This is a genomic window from Micromonospora sp. WMMD961, from assembly GCF_029626145.1.
GTDB lineage: Bacteria > Actinomycetota > Actinomycetes > Mycobacteriales > Micromonosporaceae > Micromonospora.
Genome location: NZ_JARUBJ010000002.1, coordinates 6,465,469 through 6,480,865, shown reverse-complemented (window position 1 = coordinate 6,480,865; position 15,397 = coordinate 6,465,469). Strand labels below are relative to the sequence as shown.

At 71.4% G+C, this 15,397-nt stretch carries 16 protein-coding genes; 7 read left to right on the top strand and 9 right to left on the bottom strand.

Features of this window, described 5'->3' with window-relative positions:
* Window position 1: 1 nt before the first annotated feature.
* Window positions 2-706 (bottom strand): helix-turn-helix transcriptional regulator, encoded by a 705-nt coding sequence (locus O7614_RS29565; protein ID WP_278141664.1) that lies wholly within the window; start codon window positions 704-706, stop codon window positions 2-4.
* 259 nt (window positions 707-965) lie between these two features.
* Between O7614_RS29565 and tsaB the strand changes: the two genes are divergently transcribed.
* The 4 genes from tsaB to O7614_RS29545 are packed head-to-tail and all read left to right on the top strand — an operon-like array spanning window position 966 to window position 3,430.
* Window positions 966-1,643, top strand: coding sequence for a tRNA (adenosine(37)-N6)-threonylcarbamoyltransferase complex dimerization subunit type 1 TsaB (tsaB, locus tag O7614_RS29560; protein ID WP_278141663.1), 678 nt, complete (start codon window positions 966-968; stop codon window positions 1,641-1,643).
* Window positions 1,640-2,122, top strand: a complete 483-nt coding sequence (gene rimI, locus O7614_RS29555) for a ribosomal protein S18-alanine N-acetyltransferase (protein WP_278141662.1) — start codon at window positions 1,640-1,642, stop codon at window positions 2,120-2,122. The genes tsaB and rimI overlap by 4 nt, the downstream gene beginning before the upstream one ends.
* Entirely contained in the window at window positions 2,115-3,161 is a 1,047-nt protein-coding gene (gene tsaD, locus O7614_RS29550; protein WP_278141661.1) for a tRNA (adenosine(37)-N6)-threonylcarbamoyltransferase complex transferase subunit TsaD, read from the top strand. Before rimI ends, tsaD begins: the two co-directional genes overlap by 8 nt.
* Window positions 3,162-3,175: 14 nt before the next feature.
* On the top strand, window positions 3,176-3,430 hold the full coding sequence (locus O7614_RS29545; protein ID WP_053660576.1) for a hypothetical protein: 255 nt from the start codon (window positions 3,176-3,178) through the stop codon (window positions 3,428-3,430).
* Between the two features lie 24 nt (window positions 3,431-3,454).
* Here O7614_RS29545 and O7614_RS29540 read toward each other — a convergent pair whose 3' ends face one another.
* The 8 genes from O7614_RS29540 to O7614_RS29505 form a co-directional block, all read right to left on the bottom strand.
* Window positions 3,455-4,195 (bottom strand): DUF4142 domain-containing protein, encoded by a 741-nt coding sequence (locus O7614_RS29540; protein WP_278141660.1) that lies wholly within the window; start codon window positions 4,193-4,195, stop codon window positions 3,455-3,457.
* Window positions 4,196-4,320: 125 nt separating this feature from the next.
* Entirely contained in the window at window positions 4,321-4,617 is a 297-nt protein-coding gene (locus O7614_RS29535; protein ID WP_278141659.1) for a DUF1707 domain-containing protein, read from the bottom strand.
* Between the two features lie 19 nt (window positions 4,618-4,636).
* Complete coding sequence (locus tag O7614_RS29530) at window positions 4,637-5,818, bottom strand: ROK family protein (protein WP_278141658.1); 1,182 nt, start codon at window positions 5,816-5,818, stop codon at window positions 4,637-4,639.
* Between the two features lie 23 nt (window positions 5,819-5,841).
* The gene (locus tag O7614_RS29525) at window positions 5,842-7,104 is read right to left on the bottom strand and encodes an ABC transporter permease (RefSeq protein WP_278141657.1); all 1,263 of its coding nucleotides are present in this window, start codon (window positions 7,102-7,104) and stop codon (window positions 5,842-5,844) included.
* Window positions 7,101-7,919: an ATP-binding cassette domain-containing protein gene (locus O7614_RS29520; RefSeq protein WP_278141656.1), complete on the bottom strand. Its 819-nt coding sequence runs from the start codon at window positions 7,917-7,919 to the stop codon at window positions 7,101-7,103. Before O7614_RS29520 ends, O7614_RS29525 begins: the two co-directional genes overlap by 4 nt.
* A gap of 115 nt (window positions 7,920-8,034) precedes the next feature.
* The gene (locus O7614_RS29515) at window positions 8,035-9,129 is read right to left on the bottom strand and encodes a substrate-binding domain-containing protein (protein WP_278141655.1); all 1,095 of its coding nucleotides are present in this window, start codon (window positions 9,127-9,129) and stop codon (window positions 8,035-8,037) included.
* A gap of 177 nt (window positions 9,130-9,306) precedes the next feature.
* Window positions 9,307-9,786, bottom strand: a complete 480-nt coding sequence (gene ybaK, locus O7614_RS29510) for a Cys-tRNA(Pro) deacylase (protein WP_278141654.1) — start codon at window positions 9,784-9,786, stop codon at window positions 9,307-9,309.
* A gap of 10 nt (window positions 9,787-9,796) precedes the next feature.
* On the bottom strand, window positions 9,797-10,993 hold the full coding sequence (locus tag O7614_RS29505) for a methyltransferase domain-containing protein (RefSeq protein ID WP_278141653.1): 1,197 nt from the start codon (window positions 10,991-10,993) through the stop codon (window positions 9,797-9,799).
* A gap of 259 nt (window positions 10,994-11,252) precedes the next feature.
* Between O7614_RS29505 and groES the strand changes: the two genes are divergently transcribed.
* From groES to O7614_RS29490, 3 genes are all read left to right on the top strand, one after another.
* Entirely contained in the window at window positions 11,253-11,567 is a 315-nt protein-coding gene (groES, locus tag O7614_RS29500) for a co-chaperone GroES (protein ID WP_030330046.1), read from the top strand.
* A 70-nt stretch (window positions 11,568-11,637) separates the two neighbouring features.
* Window positions 11,638-13,278, top strand: coding sequence for a chaperonin GroEL (gene groL, locus O7614_RS29495; RefSeq protein ID WP_278141652.1), 1,641 nt, complete (start codon window positions 11,638-11,640; stop codon window positions 13,276-13,278).
* A 142-nt stretch (window positions 13,279-13,420) separates the two neighbouring features.
* Window positions 13,421-15,124 (top strand): molybdopterin-dependent oxidoreductase, encoded by a 1,704-nt coding sequence (locus O7614_RS29490; RefSeq protein WP_278141651.1) that lies wholly within the window; start codon window positions 13,421-13,423, stop codon window positions 15,122-15,124.
* Window positions 15,125-15,397 lie beyond the last annotated feature (273 nt).

The window sequence follows — 15,397 nt, the reverse complement described above, 5'->3', positions numbered from 1 at the left end:
CTCAGCTCCCGCTGGTCAGCTGCCGGTCCCGGTAGCGGCGCAGCAACTCGGCGGTGCGGGCGTCGGTCAGCTCCAGCTCGACCAACGGCACCACCTGGTAACTCCGCCGGCCGTGGCACACCTCGATCGTCTCGGGCAGCTCGTCGCACATGGTGGCCCTGATCTCGCCGTACGTGGTCGACCACCGGTGCTCGCCCGGCTCCTCCGGCTCCAACCAGATCCCGCCGAACTCACTCCAGCGGGCGTTCCACCGCTGGCCGTAGTTCGCCTCCAGCCAGCGGGTGAACAGCTTGGAGTCCTGCCAGCGCAGGACGATCTCCAGCGCCTCGACCGGCACCGGCGCACCCTGCAACAACGCGGCGGTGCTTCCGGTGATCACCGGCGGAAGATCGGGAAGCCGGTCCAGCAGGTCATCCAGGCCGAGCGCCTCGATCCGCTCGGCGATGGGCCGCGCCGCCAGGTCGTCGATGCGGGCATCGAGGTGCGCGTCCAGCGGTTCGACCCCGACGACCAACTGCACATCCATCGCGGCGAGCAGTCGTTCCAGCACCGGGATGTTGGGTGCACGGTCGCCGCGCTCGATCCGGGCGATCGCTGTCTGGCTGACCTGGGCGAGTTCGGCGAGTTGACGTTGGGTCAGTTCGCGCAGCTGCCGCTCGCCTCGCACTACGGCGCCGAGCAGGGTGACGAGGCGAGCGGACGGCATCCTGGCATGGTGGACCAGGCGAACCGGCACCGACACCGCTGAGCCGGATTGCTGACTGTGTCGGTGTCTCGGGTGGGAGTGCCTTGTTCTGTTGAACGTGATTCCGCTGTGGCATCTAGATGCCACAGCGGAATCACGCTCAACAGCGAGTCCTGCCCCCGAGGTGCGGCGTGCGCCGCCCGCCCGCCTGCCGCCCCGGGTGACGGGTGAGGGCGGGGCGTGACGGAGGGCCGCGGCGGGGCGGCTAGGCTGGCTTACCGTGCTCGTACTCGTGGTGGACAGCTCGACCCCTGCGGTGACCGCAGCGCTGCTGGAGGTCTCGGCGGACGGTGTGGTGTCCCGGGCGCACCGGTGCACGGTCGATGCCCGCGCGCACGGCGAACTGCTCGCCCCCCAGGTGGACGCGGTCCTCGCCGACGCCGACGCGCGCCCACGTGACCTGACCGCCATCGTCGCCGGGCTCGGCCCCGGGCCGTTCACCGGGCTGCGGGTCGGCCTGGTCACCGCCGCGACGATGGGGCAGGTGCTCGGCATCCCCACGTACGGTGTCTGCTCGTTGGACGCCGTCGGCTACCCGGCGGCGTCCGGTGAGCCGGTGTTGGCCGCCAGCGACGCCCGGCGCAAGGAGCTCTACTGGGCCGTCTACGACGGCGCCGGCCAGCGGATCGTCGGGCCTGAGGTTTCGACGCCGGCGGTGGCCGCGGTGCGTGCCCGGGAGTTGGGTGCGACGATCGCGGTCGGCGACGGAGCGCACCGGTACGCCGAGACCCTGGACCTGCCCGTGCGGGTCGAGCCCCGGTACCCGGACGCCACCGTGCTGGCGCTGCTCGCCGCCGAGCGGATCCGGTCGGGTGCGCCCAGCGAGCGGCTCACCCCGCTCTACCTGCGCCGCCCCGACGCGGTGGCGGCGACCGGCCGCAAACCGGTCCTGCCGTGACGACGGCACGGCTCGTCCCGTTCCGCTGGTGGCACATCGACGACGTGCTGCCGATCGAGGCGGACCTCTTCGGCGCCGAGCAGTGGTCCCCCGGCATGTTCTGGAGCGAGTTGGCGAACGGGCACCACTACCGGGTCGCCGTCGACGAGGACGGCGCGGTGCTCGGTTACGCCGGGCTCGCCGGGGTTCCTCCGGACGAGGTGTGGGTGCAGAACATCGCCGTCCGCCGGGACGCCCAGCGGCGTGGTGTGGGCCGCGCCCTGCTGGAGGACCTGCTCGCCGAGGCGGCCCGCCGCGAGACCCGCAGCACCCTGTTGGAGGTCGCCGTGGACAACGTCGCCGCCCAGCGGCTCTACGCGACGTACGGGTTCGAGCCGATCGGGGTGCGGCGCGGCTACTACCAACCGAGCAACACCGACGCGCTGGTCATGCGGCGCGACGCCGAGCCGACCGGGGACGGACCACACGACCATGGCTGACGAACCGCTGATCCTGGGCATCGAGACCTCCTGCGACGAGACCGGCGTCGGCATCGTCCGTGGGCACACCCTGCTGGCCGACGCGCTCGCCTCCAGCGTCGAGGAGCACGCCCGGTTCGGGGGCGTGGTGCCCGAGGTGGCCAGCCGGGCACACCTGGAGGCCATCGTGCCGACCATGGACCGGGCCCTGACCGAGGCCGGTGTCACCCTGGCCGACATCGACGCGATCGCGGTCACCTCCGGACCCGGTCTGGCCGGCGCGCTGCTGGTAGGTGTCGCCGCCGCGAAGGGGTACGCGCTCGCCGCCGAGAAGCCCGTGTACGGCGTGAACCACCTTGCCGCCCACGTCGCGGTGGACACCCTCGAACACGGCCCGCTGCCCGAGCCCGCCATCGCGCTGCTGGTGTCCGGTGGCCACTCGTCCCTGCTGCTCGTCGACGACCTGGCCCGAGGCGTCACCCCACTGGGCGCCACCATCGACGACGCGGCCGGCGAGGCGTTCGACAAGGTCGCCCGGCTGCTCGGGTTGCCGTTCCCGGGCGGCCCGCCCATCGACCGGGAAGCCCGTGCCGGTGACGCCGCCTCGATCGCCTTCCCGCGTGGTCTGACCGCCGCCAAGGATCTCGCCGCCCACCGGTACGACTTCTCCTTCTCCGGGCTGAAGACGGCGGTGGCCCGGTGGGTCGAGGCCCGTCAGCGTGCCGGTGAGCCGGTGCCGGTGGCCGACGTCGCCGCGTCCTTCCAGGAGGCGGTCTGTGACGTGCTGACCAGCAAGGCGCTCGCCGCCTGCCGGGCGCAGGGCATCGAGACCCTGGTGATCGGCGGGGGCGTGGCGGCCAATTCGCGGCTGCGGGCGTTGGCCGAGCAGCGGGCCGAGAAGTACGGCATCCAGGTCCGGGTGCCCCGGCCCAAGCTGTGCACCGACAACGGCGCGATGGTGGCCGCACTCGGTTCGCACCTGGTCGCTGCGGGGGTCGCACCGAGCCGACTCGACCTGCCGGCCGACTCGGCGCTGCCGTTGACCACGGTCAGCGTGTGACGGGGGCGACGGACATGATCGTGCGGATGTGGGAGGCGCGCGCCGAGGCGTACGGCGTCGCGGATCTGATCACCTGGGTGTGCGACACCGCGCTACCCGAGTTGGAACACGACCCGCTCCACGTTTCCAGCGAGGTCTTCTCGTCCACCGACCATCGGGTGGTGGTCATCTCGAAGTGGCGCAGCAACCCACGTCCGTTGCCGGATCCGCCCGCCCTGTTGGTGGCCCGCGCCCCGCACTCCTGGGACTTCACCCAGGTCGACCGCTGACCCGGGCCACCAACGAAGGCAAGGTCAGCTGCGGCGCAGCATCCGGTAGGTGGCGATGCCGCCGGTGCCCAACGCGGCGAGGAAGACCAGCCAGACGACTGTGCTGCTGACGCCGACCTGCGGACCGGAGTTGGCTGAGGCGGCGGCCAGCAGCCCGTCCTCACCGGGGGCGGGCAGCGCGGCCGGCGGCAGTTCCGGCCAGCGGACCAGGCCGGTGCTCTCCAGCATCTGCATGTGGTGCTGGACGAAGCCGTTGGCGTCCTCGCAGAGCTTGCGGACGGTGGCGTCCCGGGTGCTGGCCCGTACCGCGCCGATCACCGGGAAGATCTTGCCGTGGGCGACCCGGAGCCGGGTGACGAAGATCTGGTCGAACCGGGCGCCGGAGGCCTTCTGCATCTCCGCCAGCCAGCCCTTCTGCTCGGCGGTCGGCTCGCTGGGGATCGTCGCGCCCAACTTGTTGGCCGCCTCGACGACGAGTTCGTCGAGCCTCTGGTGCTCGCTGGCGATGCCCGCGCCGATTTCCCGGACCTTGGCGGACTGCCCCTTCTCGGCGGCCATCTGGCCGGCTGGCATCTCCCACAGCCCGGCCAGCCGTACCCCGTTGAGCAGTGTCATGTCGGCGGCATTGAGCTGCTGGCCGCCGGCGGGCGCGGCGACGGCCACGCCGGGCAGGACGCCGACCCCCGCGATGATCGCGATGAGCAGCATCGCCGCTCGGTGGGTCCGGTTGCCCAGTCGGCGATGGGCGGATCTGAGCGGTGCCATGTCTGTGGTGCCTCCTCGGTCCGGACCGGATCGCGTCTGGACCGGGCGGCCATGTCCTCCCGGCCGCCCGTCCGCTCACTGGTACGGACTGATCGCGTGATCAGTTCACCGGTTGGCGACGTGGATCAGCGTGTGACGGCGAGAAAGCCGCCGAGCAGCAGCAGGGTGATCGCGGCGGCGGCGAAGAGCATCAGCAGCTCCCGACGCCCGTGCCCGACAGTGTCGTCTCCGACGGCCGGGCCGGACAGGGCCGGCAGGTCGCGGGTCAGCGCAGCCAGGTCGCCGAGGGTGCGTGCCGACCAGACCGCACCGGCCCGTTCGGAGAACTCGTCGAGGGTCAGCCGACCCGCCGCGGTGTGCCGGTGCAGCTCGGCGACCACCCGGTTGCGGTCGTCGTCGGAGGCGCGCAACTCGACATCCACGCCGGACAGCGTACGCGGATCAGCCCACGTCGAGGGGGTCGGCGAGGAGCCGTTCGAAGGCCAGTTCGGCGGCCCCGATCAGCGGGGCGTCCACGCCCAGTTTGGGCGTGCGCAGCCGGACGTGCTCCAGGCAGGCGCCGAGCGCGTTGGAATTCAGCCGGCTGCGGATCTGGGCGGCGGCGGCGAGGTAGAGGTCACGCATGGTGCCGCCGAAGATGACCATCTCGGGGTTGAAGACGTTCACCAGGTTGGCGACTCCGAAGCCGAGCCAGTCGCCCGCCTGGCGGACCGCCGTCTGTGCCCGGGCGTCACCCCGGTCGGCGGCGTCGAAGACCTCCAGCAACGCGTCTCGACCCCGGGCGTCGGAACGTCCGGCGGCGCGGAGGAGACCGTGCTCGCCGATCTCGGTCTCCCAACAGCCCCGGGCACCGCACTCACAGGGCCTTCCGTCGCGGACCACCTTCATGTGTCCGACCTCGCCGCCGTACCCGCCGTGCCCGGTCAGTCGACGGCCACCAGCGATGATGCCGGCACCCACGCCGACGTCCCCGTACAGGTAGAGGACGTTGTCGCAGCCGGCCGCCACACCCCGGGTGTGCTCGGCGAACGCGGCGACGTCGGCCACGTTGCCCACAGTGACCGGTACGTCGATGCCCAACTCGTCGGCGACGGCCGCGCCGATCGGTTCGTCCACCCAGCCGGTGGTCGGACCGAGCCGGACCAGGCCGTCGTCTCGGCGGACCATGCCGCAGACCGCGACACCAGCGCCGACGCAGATCGCGTCGCGCGGAACCACCTGCTGCATCTCCTTGACCGCGCCGGCCAACAGCGGTGCGGCCTCGGCGGCCAGGAGTCCGCGAGGTCGGTCCAGTTCGCGGCGGTCCAGGACCGCGCCACCCAGCCCGATCCTCGCGGCGCGCAACCGGTCCACCTCCACCGAGTACGCGTACGCGTAGACCCGGGCCGACTCGGGCCGGACGACAAGTGACGGTCGTCCGGCCCGGCCGGTCTCCTTCGGCGCCCCCTCGCTGACCAGCCCCACCGCGCTCAGGTCGGCGGTGAGCGCGCCGATGGTGCTGCGGTTGAGGCCCAGGGTGGTGGTCAGTTCGGCACGCGTGGTCGCCCCGTGGACGTGTACGTGCCTCAGCAGGGCCCCGAGGTTCTGCCGTCTGACGTCGTCCTGGCTCGGTCCTGGGCGCATCGTGGTGCTACCTCCCGCGCGCGTCAGCGGGTGCCGGTGGCTGCCGCGCGGCGGCGGGAGAGAGCGTCGACGCTGGCAGCGAGCAGCAGGACTACGCCGGTGACCACGTACTTGACTCCCGCGCTGTACCCCATCAGGCCCATTCCGTTTTCGATGACCGCGACAACCGCCCCGCCGAGCACGGCATCGAGGACGCGGCCCTTGCCGCCGAAGAGGCTGGTACCGCCGATCACCGCCGCGCCGACCGCGTAGAGCAGTACGTTACTGCCCCCCGTGTTCGGGTCGACCGAGTTGGCCCGGCTGGCCGCCACGATGCCGCCGACGGCCGCCATGGACGAGCAGATCATGAAGACCGAGATCCGGATCCGGTCGACGTCGATGCCGGCCCGGCGGGCGGCCTCCCGGTTGCCGCCGACGGCGTAGATGTGCCGACCGTAGCTGGTGCGTTGGAGCACGAAGGTCCACACGATCAGCAGCACGGCGATGATCGGCACCACGATCGGCACGCCCTTGAGTGAGCTGATCAGGACGTTGCGGCTGCGTTCGAGGTTGAGCACGTACACCGCCGTGCCGAGGATGACGGCGAGCCCACCGATCCGCAGAACCACCACCGCGATCGGGTCGGTGATCAGGCCGCGAGCCGACCGGTTGCGGTGCCGCAGCAGTTGCACCGCCGCGTAGCCGACGACCGCGAGCGCCGTCAGCGCCCAGCCCAGGACGGGTGTGAGGTTGCGGTTGGCGATGGCGACCAGCACCTCGTCCCGGACGGAGATGTTGGTGCCCTCCTGCACGAGCAGCAGCACGATGCCCTGGAAGGCGAGGAAGCCGGCGAGGGTGACCACGAAGGACGGAATGCCGATCTTCGCGACGAGCAGGCCGAGGCTGGTGCCGATGACCAGGCCGGTGGCGATCGCGGCGAGCACGGCGACCCACCAGGGGTAGCCGAGGACGGTGACCACATTGGCCAGCACCGCCGCGCAGACGCCGCTGGCGAAGCCGGCGGAGAGGTCGATCTCGCCGAGCAGCAGCACGAAGACCAGACCCATCGCGATCAGCGTGACCGCCGCGCCCTGGGTGAAGAGGTTGGCGAAGTTGCCGGCCGACAGGAACGACGACGGCCGCATGACCGCGAAGACGGTGCAGAGCACGATCAGGCCGAGCACGGCCGGTAGCGCGCCGACGTCGCCACCGCGTACCCGGCTCCAGTAGTTGCGGGCGTGGCCCCCGACGGTCGGCGTCGGTGTGACGGCCGCGGGGTCGTCCTTCCGTACGGCGGTGGTGGTCATCGGGCGCCTCCTGAGATCGAGTCGGCCGGCTGCGGGCCGTCGCCGTTGCTGCCCGGGTCGGCGGCGATGCCGAGCCCGCCCGAGCGCCCGGCGGTGATCAGCTCGACCACCTGCGCGTGGGTGATGTCGGTGGTCTTCACCTGGGCGACCATCTGGCCGAGGTACAGCGCGGCGATCCGGTCGGAGACGGCGAAGACGTCGTTCATGTTGTGCGAGATGAGCACCACGGCCAGGCCGTTGTCGGCGAGACGGCGGACCAGTTCGAGCACCTGGGCGGTCTGTGCCACACCCAGTGCCGCGGTCGGCTCGTCCAGGATGACCAGCTTGCTGTTCCACAGCACCGCCTTGGCGATGGCCACGGTCTGGCGCTGACCACCGGAGAGGCTGGACACGTGCTGTCGCAGGGAGGTGACGGTGCGGATGGAGAGCCCGGCCAGTGTCTCGGCGGCGAGCTGTTCCATGGTCGGCTCGTCGAGGACGATGCCGCTGAGCTTCTCCCGGCCGAGGAACATGTTCTGCACGATGTCCAGGTTGTCGCAGAGCGCGAGGTCCTGGTAGACGACCTCGATGCCGAGCGCGGCGGCGTCGCGGGGGCTGCCGATATGGACTGGTTCACCGTTGAACAGGAACTCGCCGGCATCGGTGGGGTGGATGCCACTGATGCACTTCACCAGGGTCGACTTGCCGGCGCCGTTGTCTCCGACCAGTGCGGTGACTTCGCCCGGGTGGACGGTCAGGGCGACGTCGCGGAGCACCTGGACGGGACCGAAGCTCTTGTCGATCCCGCGGAGTTCCAGCAGGGGGGTCGCGGACACGGAGGTCTCCTTCTTAAGGGAGGGTCGGGGCCCGTCCGGCGGGCGCCGCCCGGCACGGGAGAGTGGCTCCCGTGCCGGGCGGCGGTGGTCGTCCCGGCGGGTACTGCGGCGTCGGTCAGCTGATACCGGCGTCGGCGCAGAGCGTGGCGTACGCCCCGGCGCAGACCTCTTCCTTGGTCACGTAGCCGTCGGCGATGACGTCCTTGACGTTGTCCTTGTAGATGGCCTTCGGGGTGAGCAGCACCGACGGGACGTCGCGGTTGCCCTCCGGGTCCTTCACCGTCTGGCCGGTGTCCTTCTTCTCGCCCTTGGCGAGCGCGATGGCCAGGTCGGAGGCCGCCTTGGCCTCTTCCCGGACCGCCTTGTAGACGGTCATGCACTGGTCACCGGCGAGGATGTTCTGCAGGCCCTCGGTGCTGGCGTCCTGCCCGGTCACCGGCACCTTGCCGTTGAGCTTGTTCTTCTTCAGGATCGAGATGGCCGCGTTGCCGAGACCGTCGTTGGCGGCCAGCACGCCGTCGATCTTGCCGTTGGCCTTGGTGAGCTGCTGCTCGAAGATCGTCGCGGCCTGCGCGTTGTCCCACGCCGGCACCGCGTCCTCGGGGCCCTTGACGTACTCGTTGGAGTCGAACTTCGGCTTGAGCACCGAGTCGTAGCCGTTCTTGAACAGGGTGGCGTTGTTGTCGGTGGGGGAGCCGTTCAGGTACGACACGACCGGGTTCTTGGCGCCCTTCTCGGTCAGGCACTTGACCAGACCTTCGCCCTGCAGCTTGCCGACGACCTCGTTGTCGAAGCTGACGTAGTACTGGGCGGAGCCGCCCAGGGTGAGCCGGTCGTAGTCGATGGTGGCGACGCCCTGCGACTTGGCCTTGTCGAGCACGGCCTTGCCGGTGCCGGAGTCCAGGTTGACGATCATCAGGACGGTGACGCCGCCGGTGATCATCTGGTCGGCGATGGTCTGGAAGGCGGTCTTGTCGTTCTGGGCGTTCTGGATGTCGGACTGGACGCCGGCGGCCTTGAACGCCTCTTCCAGGAATCGACGGTCCGCGGTCTCCCAGCGGACGGAGGACTTGCTGTCCGGGAGGATCACGCCGATCTTGGGGGTCTTGGCGGAGTCGGTCGAACCAGGGCCGGAGTCGTCGCCGCAGGCGGTCAAGCCACCGGTTGCGAGTAGGCCCACGGCGGCGATGGTGAGGATCCCCTTACGCATGTGCAGGGTCCTTTCGGGTGGGGGAGGTGTCGTTTTGTTGTGTCCGGCAACGTATTTCGCGTCACACCGGCTCCACAAGACCGCGCAGGTGCCAAGTTTGTTGGGAGCGATAACAATTCAGCAACGTGGCTGTTACTCCCCGGCTACCCGCCGAGGGCTCGGCCGTCACGAATGTCGTCAGCGGGTCTGCAACGACGCGGTGCGGGCGCCGGTCAGCGCCATCAGATCCGCCGCGGTCAGTTCGACCTGCAGGCCACGCCGACCAGCCGACACGTAGATCGTCGGGAGATCCAGCGCGGATTCGTCCAGCACGGTCGGCAACCGCCGGCGTTGCCCGAGCGGGCTGATCCCACCGCGTACGTAACCGGTGGCCCGCTCGGCGACCTCCCGGTCGGCCAACACCGCCCGCTTGCCGCCGACCGCCGCCGCGAGCGCCTTGAGATCCAGCTCGCCGGTGACCGGAACGACCGCCACGGTGAGCGCGCCGTCGACAGCGGTCACCAGCGACTTGAACACCCGCTCCGGTGCCACACCGAGCGCCACCGCCACCAACGCGCCGTAGTTCGGCGCATCCGGTGCCACCCGGTACGGATGGGTGCGGTGCTCGATCCCACGCTTGACCAACAGTGCCGTCGCCGGAGTGCCCTGTCCCGCCACACCGACGACGCTAGTCGACCGGCTGCCCGATCAGCACGGTCGGTGCGCCGGCGACCCGGGTGAGCACCAGGCTCGCCGCTCCGTCGCCGGCCAGTCGCAGGTCCCGCCGGAGCTGCTCCGGAGTGAGTGCGGAACCCCGCTTGAGGATCTCCACCCGGCCCACCCCCCGATCGCGCAGCAGCGCCCGCAGGCGCTTGAGCGAGAACGGCAGCACGTCGGTGATCTCCAGGCCGCGCGCGTACGGGGTGCGGATCGGCTGGTCGGCGTAGAGGTAGGCGATGCTCGGGTCGCCGAGGGTGGCGTCCAGTTCGGTGGCGAGTTCGGCGACGAGGTGTGCGCGTACCACCGCCGGGTCCGGGTCGTACAGGTAGCGGCGTGGCGGCCCGACCGGCGCCTCGGCGGCGCCCGAGCCGGTCAGCTGATGGTGGTGAGTCTCGGCGCCCCGCTGGCGGTAGAGGGTGGCGCGGCGGGGCACCTCGGCCAGCTCGCCGCACCAGAGCGCGGCCTCGACCAGGTCGCCGTCCACGCCGACCCACTCCGCCTCCGCACCAGCCGGAACAAGCCCGTGGTCCAGGCCCGGTGCCACCTTCACCACGGTGCGCGGCACCCGCTCGGCCAACCCCGTGACGAAGTCCCACGGCGGCGAGTAGGCGCGCGGGTCGAAGATCCGCCGCCCGGTGCCGGTGGTGCGGCGGGCCGGGTCGCAGAAGACCCCGTCGACCCCTGACACGTCGAACGCGGTGGCATCCCCGCACTCGACGGTGAACAGGTCGGCCAGCCCGGCCGCCGCGGCGTTGGCGGCGGCCATCGCGGCGGTCACCGGATCGGCCTCCACCCCGTACACCCGGATGCCGGCGCGGGCGGCGGCCAGCGCGTCGGCGCCGAGGCCGCACCCGAGGTCGGCCAGGGTGCGCACGCCGGCCGCGTACAGCCGGGCGGCCCGCCGGTCGGCGACCACCCGGCGGGTGGCCTGCTCCAGGCCGGGGCGGGTGAGGAACATCCCGGCGGCGGCCGGACCGAACTTGCCCACCGCCCGGTGGCGTAGCTCGGCCTGGGTGAGGGCCGCCGCGGCCAACGCCGGCGGCACCCCGGTGGCGCGCAGCGCCGAGGCCGCGACCAGTGGGTCACCGCCGGCCAGACCGGCCGCCGCCGTGAGCGCGGCCGACCCCTCGGGGGTACGCAGCGCCGCCAGCTGATCGAGATCCACCCGGTCATTCTCCCGGTCGAACCAGGAATCCAGGCTGGCGGGGCGCGACGCGCTGGCACTCTCCTTGACGGAGTGCTAGCCACGGAATAACCTGCGATTAGCACTCTCACCCTGAGGGTGCCAGCTTCCGGGTCTCACGACCTGGGTGCGCACGCCAGGCGGACCGGCACCCGCGACGACGGCCCCGCCCGGTGGCATGAGGCAGATTGACGCTGGTCGGCCCCGCCGGCCAGCAACGAAACCAGTACCCCAGGAGGGTATGCCCGTGACTACCGCGACCAAGGTTGCGATCAAGCCGCTCGAGGACCGCATCGTGGTCCAGGCGAACGAGGCTGAGACCACCACGGCGTCGGGCATCGTGATCCCCGACACCGCCAAGGAGAAGCCGCAGGAGGGCACCGTCCTCGCTGTGGGCCCGGGGCGCGTCGACGACAACGGCAACCGGGTTCCGGTTGACGTGCAGGTCGGCGACACCGTCCTCTACTCGAAGTACGGCGGCACCGAGGTCAAGTACGCCGGCGAGGAGTACCTGGTGCTCTCCGCCCGCGACGTCCTCGCGGTCATCGAGAAGTAAGCAACCGATCAGTTCCATTGCCCCGGTCCGGCTCGCCGGGCCGGGGCAGTGGCGCTTCGAAGGGACATTAATGGCGAAGATCCTGAGCTTCTCGGACGACGCCCGGCACCTGCTGGAGCACGGTGTCAACGCCCTCGCGGACGCGGTCAAGGTCACCCTCGGCCCGCGCGGGCGCAACGTCGTCCTGGACAAGAAATTCGGTGCGCCGACGATCACCAACGATGGTGTGACCATCGCCAAGGAGATCGAGCTCACCAACCCGTACGAGAACCTTGGCGCGCAGCTGGTCAAGGAGGTGGCGACCAAGACCAACGACGTCGCCGGCGACGGGACCACCACCGCGACCGTGCTGGCCCAGGCGATGGTTCGCGAGGGTCTGCGCAACGTGACCGCCGGGACCAACCCGGCCGGCCTCAAGCGGGGCATCGACGCGGCGGCCACCAAGGTCTCCGAGGCGCTGCTCGGCCGTGCCGCCGAGGTCACCAGCAAGGAGTCGATCGCGAACGTGGCGACGATCTCCGCGCAGGACGCCACGATCGGCGACCTGATCGCCGAGGCGATGGAGCGGGTCGGCCGCGACGGTGTCATCACCGTCGAGGAAGGCTCGATGCTCACCACCGAACTGGACGTGACCGAGGGTCTCCAGTTCGACAAGGGCTTCATCTCGCCGAACTTCGTCACCGACCTGGAGAGCCAGGAGTCCGTCCTCGAGGACGCGTACATCCTGGTCACCACCCAGAAGATCTCGGCGATCGAGGAGCTGCTGCCGCTGCTGGAGAAGGTCCTGCAGAACAGCAAGCCCCTGCTGATCATCGCCGAGGACGTGGACGGCCAGGCGCTCTCCACCCTGGTGGTCAACTCGCTGCGCAAGACCCTCAAGGTCTGCGCGGTCAAGGCCCCGGGCTTCGGTGACCGGCGCAAGGCGATGCTCCAGGACATCGCGATCTCCACGGGTGCCGAGCTGGTCGCCCCGGAGCTGGGCTACAAGCTCGACCAGGTCGGCCTTGAGGTGCTCGGCACCGCTCGGCGCGTCGTGGTCGACAAGGAGAACACCACGATCGTCGACGGCGGCGGCCAGAAGGCCGACGTCGCCGACCGGGTGGCCCAGATCCGCAAGGAGATCGAGGCCTCCGACTCCGACTGGGACCGGGAGAAGCTGGCCGAGCGGCTGGCGAAGCTCTCCGGTGGCATCGCCGTGATCAAGGCTGGCGCGGCCACCGAGGTCGAGATGAAGGAGCGCAAGCACCGCATCGAGGACGCCATCGCCGCGACCAAGGCCGCGGTCGAGGAGGGCACCGTGCCCGGCGGCGGCGCCGCCCTGGTGCAGATCCTCTCGGCGCTCGACGACGACCTGGGCTTCACCGGTGACGAGAAGGTCGGCGTCTCGGTCGTGCGCAAGGCGCTCGTCGAGCCGCTGCGCTGGATCGCCCAGAACGCCGGTCACGACGGCTACGTCGTGACCCAGAAGGTCGCCGACCTCGACTGGGGCAACGGCCTCGACGCCGCCAAGGGCGAGTACGTCGACCTGGTCAAGGCCGGCATCATCGACCCGGTGAAGGTGACCCGCAACGCGGTCACCAACGCCGCCTCGATCGCCGGTCTGCTGCTCACCACGGAGAGCCTCGTGGTGGACAAGCCGGAGCAGGCCGAGCCGGCCGCCGCCGGTGGGCACGGCCACGGTCACGGCCACCAGCACGGCCCGGGCTTCTGACCCGGTAGCGACACCCGTTCCGGGGCACACCGTCGTACGGCGGTGTGCCCCGGTCCGTCTTGCGAGCCCTGCCTCCCGGCCGGTCATTACCGAACGCTGACGTTGTTGGCGACCGGGCGAGATGATCGCGCACACTGGGCCGATGAGCACCACATCGCGGCGCTACGCCGCGCTGGCCGGAGTGACCGCCGCCGCCGTCGCGATCGGGATCGCCGAACCGGTGGCGGTGCTGACCGGTCCCCGGTCGGCACCCCTGGTAGCGGTCGGCGGGGTGGTCGTGGACGCCGTCCCGGAGTCGCTGAAGCAGTTCGCCATCGACATCTTCGGCACCGCCGACAAGATCGCGCTGCTGGTCGGCACGGGCCTGCTGCTGGGAGGGTTCGCCGCGCTGTTCGGTGTCCTGGCGGTCCGTCGTCTGGCGTTCGGCCTGGCCGGCATCACCGCGTTCGGCGTCATCGGCGTGGCCGCCGCGCTGACCCGCCCCGGTGCGGACGCCTTCGACGCGCTGCCGTCACTGGTCGGCGCCGGCATCGGCGCGCTGGTGCTCTGGCTGTTCATCGACGGGCCGTTCGAGCTGGATCCCTGGCCCTGGTCGCCACCCACCCCGACCGAGCCGCCCGCCGATCCGGTGCCACCTGCCGGTCCGGTGCGAGAGTCGCGGGCCGAGCCGGCTTCGGCGCGCCCGGAAAGCGAGCCGGCTTCGCCGGGCCCGGAGGGGTTGCCGGCGACACCCGCCGCGCCCGCGCCGGCGGTCCCGGCCGGTCCTGCGGAGGTGGACCCCGAGTCTCGGCGGCGGTTCCTCACCGGCAGTGGGGTGCTGCTCGGCAGCGCCGTGGTGGCTGGTCTCGGTGGGCGCTGGCTGGCCGGACGACGCGGAGTCTCCGCCGCGCGGGACGCGATCCGACTGCCCGCACCGGTCGCCCCCGCACCGGCCGTGCCGGCCGGTGCGGACCTCTCACTGACGCAGCTCGCGCCGTACGTCACGTCGAACCTCGGCTTCTACCGGATCGACACCGCGCTGGTGGTGCCACAGGTCGACCCGGACACCTGGCGGCTGCGGATCCATGGGCGGGTCGGCACCGAACGCACCTACACGTACGCCGAACTGCTGGCCCGGCCGCTGGTGGAGCGGTACGTCACGCTGGCGTGCGTCTCCAACGAGGTGGGCGGGGACCTGATCGGCAACGCCCGCTGGCTCGGCGTACCCCTTCGGGAACTGCTGGACGAGGTGGATCCGGACGGGGACGCCGACCAGGTCGTCGGCCGCTCGGTCGACGGCTGGACCTGCGGCACCCCCACCGCCGCGCTGCGCGACGGGCGGGACGCTCTGCTGGCGGTCGGCATGAACGGCGAGCCGCTGCCGGTCGAGCACGGCTTCCCGGCCCGGATGGTGGTGCCCGGCCTCTACGGCTACGTGTCGGCGTGCAAGTGGGTCACCGAGCTGGAGCTGACCCGGTTCGCCGACTTCGACGCGTACTGGGTGCCGCGCGGCTGGTCAGCCCAGGGGCCGATCAAGACCCAGTCCCGGATCGACGCGCCCCGGCGACGCAACCGGCTGACCACCGGCCCGATCACCGTGGCCGGGGTGGCGTGGGCGCAGCACCGGGGCATCCGCCGCGTCGAGGTACGCGTCGACGACGGGCCCTGGCAGGAGGCGACACTGGCCCCGACGGTGTCGGTGGACACCTGGGTGCAGTGGTCGTGGCGCTGGGACGCCACGCCGGGCGAGCACCGCCTCCAGGTTCGGGCAACGGACGCGACCGGCGAGACCCAGACCGAGCGTACGCAGGGCGTCGCCCCGGACGGTGCCACCGGCTGGCACACGGTCACGGTCACCGTCCGCTGACCACGGCACTGGTGGTCACCCGCCCACCTGGGTCAGCGCCGGTTGGTCCGCCTTCGGCCAGGGGCCGGGCGGCCAGCGCCGCGTGGTCCGCCTCCGTCAGCCGCGCGGCGCGTCCCGGTGGGCCGGCGCAGCCCGCCCGCCTGGCCGGTGCGAGCCCGCACATGGAGATCTTGGACAGTTTCCGTTCTCGCGTTCTCGCGTAACGGAAACTGTCCAAGATCTCGGTGTGGACGTGCCGCTGGCCGGCACCCGGGTGGGGTGCCGGCCAGCGGT